We start from the raw sequence: 5,952 nt of genomic DNA on the forward strand, positions 1-5,952 counted from the left end.
CTCGTAGAGCGCGAGCAGTTCCTGGCGGTTGGCGAAAACGATGTCGACCGTGCCGGAGCGCATGAGGTCGAGGAATTCCGCACGGTAGCGATCGACGCAGAAGCTGTCGGAAAGCGTCATGGACACTTCGCGCCCATTCTCATGGGCGATGCGGGCGCATTCGCGAATCGCTTCCTTGGCTCGCGGCGGATCCCAGAGGTATCCTTCGAAATAGGTTACCTTGGCTTGAGCTACGACGTCGGGTTCGACGTCTTCCGGACCGAGCTCGACGCAGGCGCCGAGATAGGTGTTCATCGACCGCTCGCCGTCATCGGTGACGAAAATCATGGAGCGCGCGGTCGGCGGGAATGTGTCCTTCGCCTTCGTCTGGTAGTGCACCCCCTGTGCCCTGATGTCGTGCGCGAAAATCGCGCCGAGCTGGTCCTCGGCGACCTTGCCGAAATAGGCGGCCTTGCCGCCTAGGCTCGCAACGCCCGATGCGGTATTGCCGGCGCTGCCGCCGGACGCTTCAAGGGCAGGTCCCATGCGCGAATAGAGAAGTTCGGCGCGTTCGGCGTCGATGAGGTTCATCGCTGCCTTGGTGATACCGTTGTCAATGAGGAACTGGTCGTCGCAGCGCGCGATGATATCCACGATGGCGTTGCCGACAGTCAGAACATCGAATTTGGTCATGAAAGGAATAGGTCCGGGTTGAATGATCGCCGGGGGTTGGTCTTACCCGAATTTCCGGTCATTGGAAGAAAAAACGAGGCTGGTCCCTCTATTTGTTCGCAAAAATGCCGCCAGGGAGTCACGCGGCTGTCACCTTGAGCTTTTAAATATTGTTCGCAAGCAGACCGGCATGAACAGTTTTCGCGTTGCAGCCGGATGAGAAGGGAATGATACCCTTCGACACTGCACCGGAGCGGGCTGACCACGGATGAACTGGCAGACCCGGAAACCGGGTGTCCGGCGACGCCGGATGCGGAAAAGCGGGCGATGCCCGCTTTTTTCGTTCCATCGCCCGGTTTGTAGGCGCCTCTCTTTGCCGTTGCATTGTCAACGAAGAAGTTTTGCTGGTAGAGCAGGGTATCCCGCGCAAGGCCTTTCCCCGCATGATAGCCATCTTCTTCGACGTTCTCCCCATCTTCGTCATGATCCTTATCGGCTGGCTGGTCGTGCAAGCCGGATTGATGAAGGCGGATGTCGGGGATGCGCTGAGCGACTTTGTTTTCAAGATTGCCGTTCCGCTGCTTCTCTTTCGTACGATCGCCGAAGCAGATTTTCACGGCGCTTCGCCGTTTCGCCTCTGGATCGCGTATTTTTCCGGCGTTGCGATTACCTGGACCGCCGGCCACATCGCCGCGACTCGCCTTTTCGGCCGTGACGAGCGCATCGGTGTGCTTGCCGGCGTCTCTTCGGCTTTCGCCAATACGATTTTCGTTGGCCTGCCGCTCGTTCAGCGCACCGTCGGAGACGAAGGACTCGTGCCGCTTTCCATCCTGATTGCCGTGCATCTGCCAGTCATGATGATTATCGGCACAATCATGATGGAGCGGGCGGAGCGGAAGATTTCGGGCAAAGCCGAGCGGAGCATTGGAAGGCTGCTGGGTCAGATCGGACTCAACCTCATCCGAAATCCACTGGTGATCGGCCTTGCGGCGGGCTCAGCGATGCACGTTGCGGGTCTTCACATGCCGCCGCCCGTGAAATCCATCGTCGATCAGCTGGCGGGGGCCGCAGGGCCGGTGGCTCTGGTATCGCTGGGGATGGCGCTTCAGAAATACGGCGTTTCCGGCAATCTCGGCATCGCCAGCATGACCTCTGCCTTCAAGCTGCTGCTGCTTCCATGCTGCGTCTGGACCGCAAGTCATCTGGTCGGACTGACTGGCCAGTGGACAGCCGCGCTGGTGCTGATTTCGTCCGTTCCTACCGGCGTCAATGCCTGGCTGATCGCCAATCGCTTCGGCGTTGGTCACAGCCTTGCGGCTTCAACGATTACGGTCACAACAGCGCTTGGCGCCATTTCAGTTTCCATCTGGGCCTATCTGCTCGGCGCCTGATCGCAAAAGAAAAAGCCCGGCGTTGGCCGGGCCTCAACTTTCATCGGAAACCGGTGCAGGATCACTGTGTAACAGTGTCCGGGGCGTTCGGGTCGGGCAGCGCGACCGGCGAATCGGCCAGCGTGTGCAGGTAGAGGATGACGTTGGCGCGATCCTGTTCCTTCGGCAGGCCCGCAAAACCCATCGCAGTGCCCGGAACCTGCTTCTTCGGTGCCAGCAGGAAATGGTTCAAATGATCGAAGGTCCACTTTTCGCTGCCGCCCTTGGAGAAATCCTTCATAGCGGAGGAGTAGGAAAAGCCCTCATGCGAGGCGATCGGACGATCGACAACACCATAGAGGTTTGGTCCGACTTTGTTCGGACCGCCCTTGGTCGCGTCATGACAGGCCTGACACTTCTTGAATATCGTTTCGCCGGCCTTGGCATCGGCGGTTGCAAGAAGCTTGGCGATCGGCTCCATCGCTGCAGGCGCAGCTTCACCACCGCCGGCGGCGGGCGCCTCCGCGGCAACAATAGCAAAACCCTCTTTCTCCGGTGCTTCGGAGTGGAAGATTCCTTCGGACGCGATCGACACCGACATCAGTACGAAAATTGTACCGAGCAGCGCACCAACGGCCATATTGACATTAGACTTCATCTGCAATGCTCCCCCGCAATTGGCAGACCCTGAAAAGGCACCATCTTGAAATCGCGGGGAACCTATGTCTTTTGGCTGTTCCTTGCAACAGTCTAAATGGTCTTGTACGTGAGACTTTTTGTCATTTCCCGCTTGGAATAGAAAGGCCCGAACGGTGACCGGTTCAATTTTAGATGGCGTGCTGATTCTGATCCCCGCTCGCATGGCGTCCACGCGCCTTCCAGGCAAGCCGCTCGCCGATATTTGCGGACTGCCGATGATCGTTCAGGTGGCCTTGCGGGCCAAGGAAGCGGAGATCGGGCGAGTCGTCGTGGCGGTCGATGACGAGCAGGTTTTCGAAGCTGTTTCGAAAGCCGGCTTCCAGGTCATCATGACCAGCCGGGATCATCAATCCGGTTCCGATCGAATCTTCGAAGCGTTGAACAAGGTTGATCCGGAAGGCAGCGTGAGGGTCGTCGTCAATGTTCAGGGCGACCTGCCGACGATCGATCCCGAAACAATCCGCGCTGCGTTGCGGCCGCTTGAAAACGAGGCCGTCGATATCGCGACGCTCACGGTCGAGATCACCGACGAGGAAGAGAAGACCAATCCCAACGTCGTCAAGGTCGTTGGCTCGCCGCTCTCCGACAGCCGCCTGCGGGGCCTCTATTTTACCCGCGCGACGGCACCGTATGGCAACGGCCCCCTCTATCACCATATTGGCCTTTACGCGTATCGCCGGGCAGCGCTCAAGCGCTTCGTTTCACTCGGCCCCTCGGTTCTCGAAAGGCGCGAATCGCTGGAGCAGCTCCGTGCGCTTGAAGCCGGCATGCGCATCGACGTGGAGATCGTCGACACCGTGCCGCTTGGGGTCGATACACCGGCTGATCTCGAAAAGGCTCGCCGTATCCTTTCGGCAAAGAAGGCGTGAGGACATCGCTATGAACATCCAGACCAATCGAATTGCTTTTCAGGGCGAGTTCGGCGCGAATTCCGACATGGCCTCCCGTGACATGTTCCCGACCATGGAGCCGCTGCCCTGTCAGACCTTCGAGGATGCGTTCACGGCGGTCGACAATGGCGAGGCCGACATTGGGATGATCCCGATCGAAAACACGATCGCTGGCCGCGTCGCCGATATCCATCATCTTCTGCCCGAGTCCCGGCTTCACATCATCGGCGAATACTTCATGCCGATCCGTTTCCAGCTGATGGTGTTGCCCGGCGTTTCGAAGGACGAAATCCGCACCGTTCACAGCCACATCCATGCGCTCGGCCAGTGCCGCAGAATCGTGCGCGCGCATGGCTGGAAGCCGGTGATTGCAGGAGACACGGCAGGGGCTGCGAAGCTCGTCAAGGAAACCGGTGACCGGACGATGGCGGCCCTTGCACCGCGCCTTGCCGCCGAGCTTTATGGCCTCGATATCGTTGCCGAAAATGTGGAGGACGCGGAGAGCAACGTCACCCGTTTCGTCATCCTCTCTCGTGACGAAGAATGGGCAAGCCGTACTTCCGAGGAAGAAAAGATCGTCACCACGTTCGTCTTTAACGTCCGCAACATCCCGGCCGCGCTTTACAAGGCGCTTGGCGGGTTTGCCACCAATGGCATCAACATGACCAAGCTTGAAAGCTACCAGCTCGGCGGCAAGTTCGTTGCAACGCAGTTCTACGCCGATATCGAAGGTCATCCGAACGACGCCAATGTGCGCCGGGCTCTGGAGGAATTGCGGTTCTTCTCCGAGAACGTCCGCATTCTCGGGGTCTACCACGGTCACCCGATGCGCGGGCAATTGCACAAATAACAAAAAAGGGGCGCCGCTGGCGCCCCTTTTTCTTTCCGCTCATTTGTCCGGCTCGCAGACGCGCAGCCGATGGCCATCCGGATCGAGAGCGACAAAGGTCGGGCCGAAATCCATGTCGGTCAGCTCCTGGGCAATAGGCAGGCCGCGCTTTCGCCAATCCTCGTAGTAGCTGGCAACGGCATTCTCCCCCGGCACCATGAAGGCGACTTCGCCCCGATTGCCGATGGCAGAAGGCTGCGGTTCGACCGTGCTGCGCCGCCACAGGCCAAGCGTGAAGCCGCCATCGAGCGGAAACGCGACAAAATTCGGTGCCGCGACGCCGGGTTCGCGGCCGAGCAGGTTCTTGTAGAAGACGGCGCTTTCAGCCGGATCCTTGACGTAGAGAATAACAAGATTGGGGCTGGACATATTGCTGTTCCTTTTTGGTATGAAATCGTGCCCCACAGTGCCGAAGCCTGCTGCCGATCTATGGCAGCAGGCTTCGGCGCCCGGGAGGTTGAACTCGCGGGATTGGCGTTTAAGGGGCCAATTGAATTGAATCGTCCTCGTGGTGCGGGGGGCTCCAGTCCATGAACCCTAGATCGCGCTTCATGTAGTCGGACATCGCATCGAGATCGAGCCAAGGATAGCGGCTTCGCACCATGTTGCGGGATGCGTTCAGCATCATTCGCAGCATCGGGGATTGCGGGTATCGCGCATGCGTGGATGTGTTCTCGACAGGTCGATTCACGCATGCCGATCGGGTGAGGTTCAGACTCGTCATTATCGGTTCTCCTGCTTGGATTAGAACCGATAATAACGCCGCCTACTGACAGTTTATGGCAGTAGGATTCAAGGTTCGGCGGGAACGTTCTGCTGTTCGCTCCACTCCTTGAGAAGAACGGCACGCCGGCGCGGATAACGCGTGTCGTCTGGGAGGATTTCGATGATTCGGTCGGTGCGGAAGTGGCGGTAATCCTGCCTGAGCTCACACCAGGCGACCATCACCCGGACTTGCTCGAAAAAGCTGATCGCGAAGGGCCAGACGCGGCGGACGGTGACCGCACCGCTTTCATCCGTATAGGTCAATTTGAGGATACGCTCGGCCCGGATTGCCTTGCGGATGACGCCGAGATCGGCCTTGTCCTCGAAACGCGGACGGAAATTGACGAGAAGGGTCGAGGTTTCGATCTCGTCGCGCATCTCGCGCGGCAAGACATCCGCAATCTTGGCCAGAGCATCGGTGCCTGCCGCAGCAAGGCGAGGATCTGCGGCGCGCGCGACCCAGCGGGATCCGAGGACCAGCGCTTCGATCTCATCCTGCGAAAACATCATCGGCGGCAGCATGAAACCGGGCTTCAGGACATAGCCGACCCCTGCCTCGCCATCGATCAGCGCGCCCTGCGCCTGCAGGCTGGCAATATCGCGGTAGAGGGTGCGGATGCTGACGCCCGTTTCAGCCGCAAGGATGGCGCCGCTCACTGGACGGCGATAGCGCCGCAGTGTCTGAAGC

General features: G+C 59.3%; 8 protein-coding genes. 3 read left to right on the forward strand and 5 right to left on the reverse strand.

The annotated features are described in order from the left end of the window. Positions 1 to 672 (reverse strand): adenosine kinase (locus ACPYOI_RS34380; RefSeq protein WP_481424036.1); only part of this gene is annotated, 672 nt, incomplete at its 3' end. Between the two features lie 422 nt (positions 673 to 1,094). On the opposite strand from ACPYOI_RS34380, the gene ACPYOI_RS34385 reads away from it, so the two are divergent. Continuing rightward, a complete protein-coding gene (locus tag ACPYOI_RS34385) occupies positions 1,095 to 2,042 on the forward strand; it encodes an AEC family transporter (protein ID WP_481415692.1) in 948 nt (315 codons plus the stop codon). 61 nt (positions 2,043 to 2,103) lie between these two features. Here the strand turns inward: ACPYOI_RS34385 and ACPYOI_RS34390 are convergent, their stop codons facing one another. Then, on the reverse strand, positions 2,104 to 2,679 hold the full coding sequence (locus ACPYOI_RS34390) for a c-type cytochrome (RefSeq protein WP_481415645.1): 576 nt from the start codon (positions 2,677 to 2,679) through the stop codon (positions 2,104 to 2,106). 154 nt (positions 2,680 to 2,833) lie between these two features. Between ACPYOI_RS34390 and ACPYOI_RS34395 the strand changes: the two genes are divergently transcribed. Further along, entirely contained in the window at positions 2,834 to 3,589 is a 756-nt protein-coding gene (locus ACPYOI_RS34395) for a 3-deoxy-manno-octulosonate cytidylyltransferase (protein ID WP_481415646.1), read from the forward strand. Positions 3,590 to 3,599: 10 nt separating this feature from the next. After that, positions 3,600 to 4,460 (forward strand): prephenate dehydratase, encoded by an 861-nt coding sequence (locus tag ACPYOI_RS34400; protein WP_168827845.1) that lies wholly within the window; start codon positions 3,600 to 3,602, stop codon positions 4,458 to 4,460. A 39-nt stretch (positions 4,461 to 4,499) separates the two neighbouring features. On the opposite strand, the gene ACPYOI_RS34405 is transcribed toward ACPYOI_RS34400, so the two are convergent. The 3 genes from ACPYOI_RS34405 to ACPYOI_RS34415 all read right to left on the reverse strand — a co-directional run. Continuing rightward, positions 4,500 to 4,868 (reverse strand): VOC family protein, encoded by a 369-nt coding sequence (locus ACPYOI_RS34405; RefSeq protein WP_481415647.1) that lies wholly within the window; start codon positions 4,866 to 4,868, stop codon positions 4,500 to 4,502. A gap of 109 nt (positions 4,869 to 4,977) precedes the next feature. Further along, positions 4,978 to 5,223: a hypothetical protein gene (locus ACPYOI_RS34410; protein ID WP_481415648.1), complete on the reverse strand. Its 246-nt coding sequence runs from the start codon at positions 5,221 to 5,223 to the stop codon at positions 4,978 to 4,980. Between the two features lie 68 nt (positions 5,224 to 5,291). Beyond that, a partial coding sequence (locus ACPYOI_RS34415) for a helix-turn-helix transcriptional regulator (RefSeq protein WP_481424037.1) occupies positions 5,292 to 5,952 on the reverse strand: 661 nt, incomplete at its 5' end.

Source organism: Rhizobium sp. SVR5-2C (assembly GCF_056755115.1).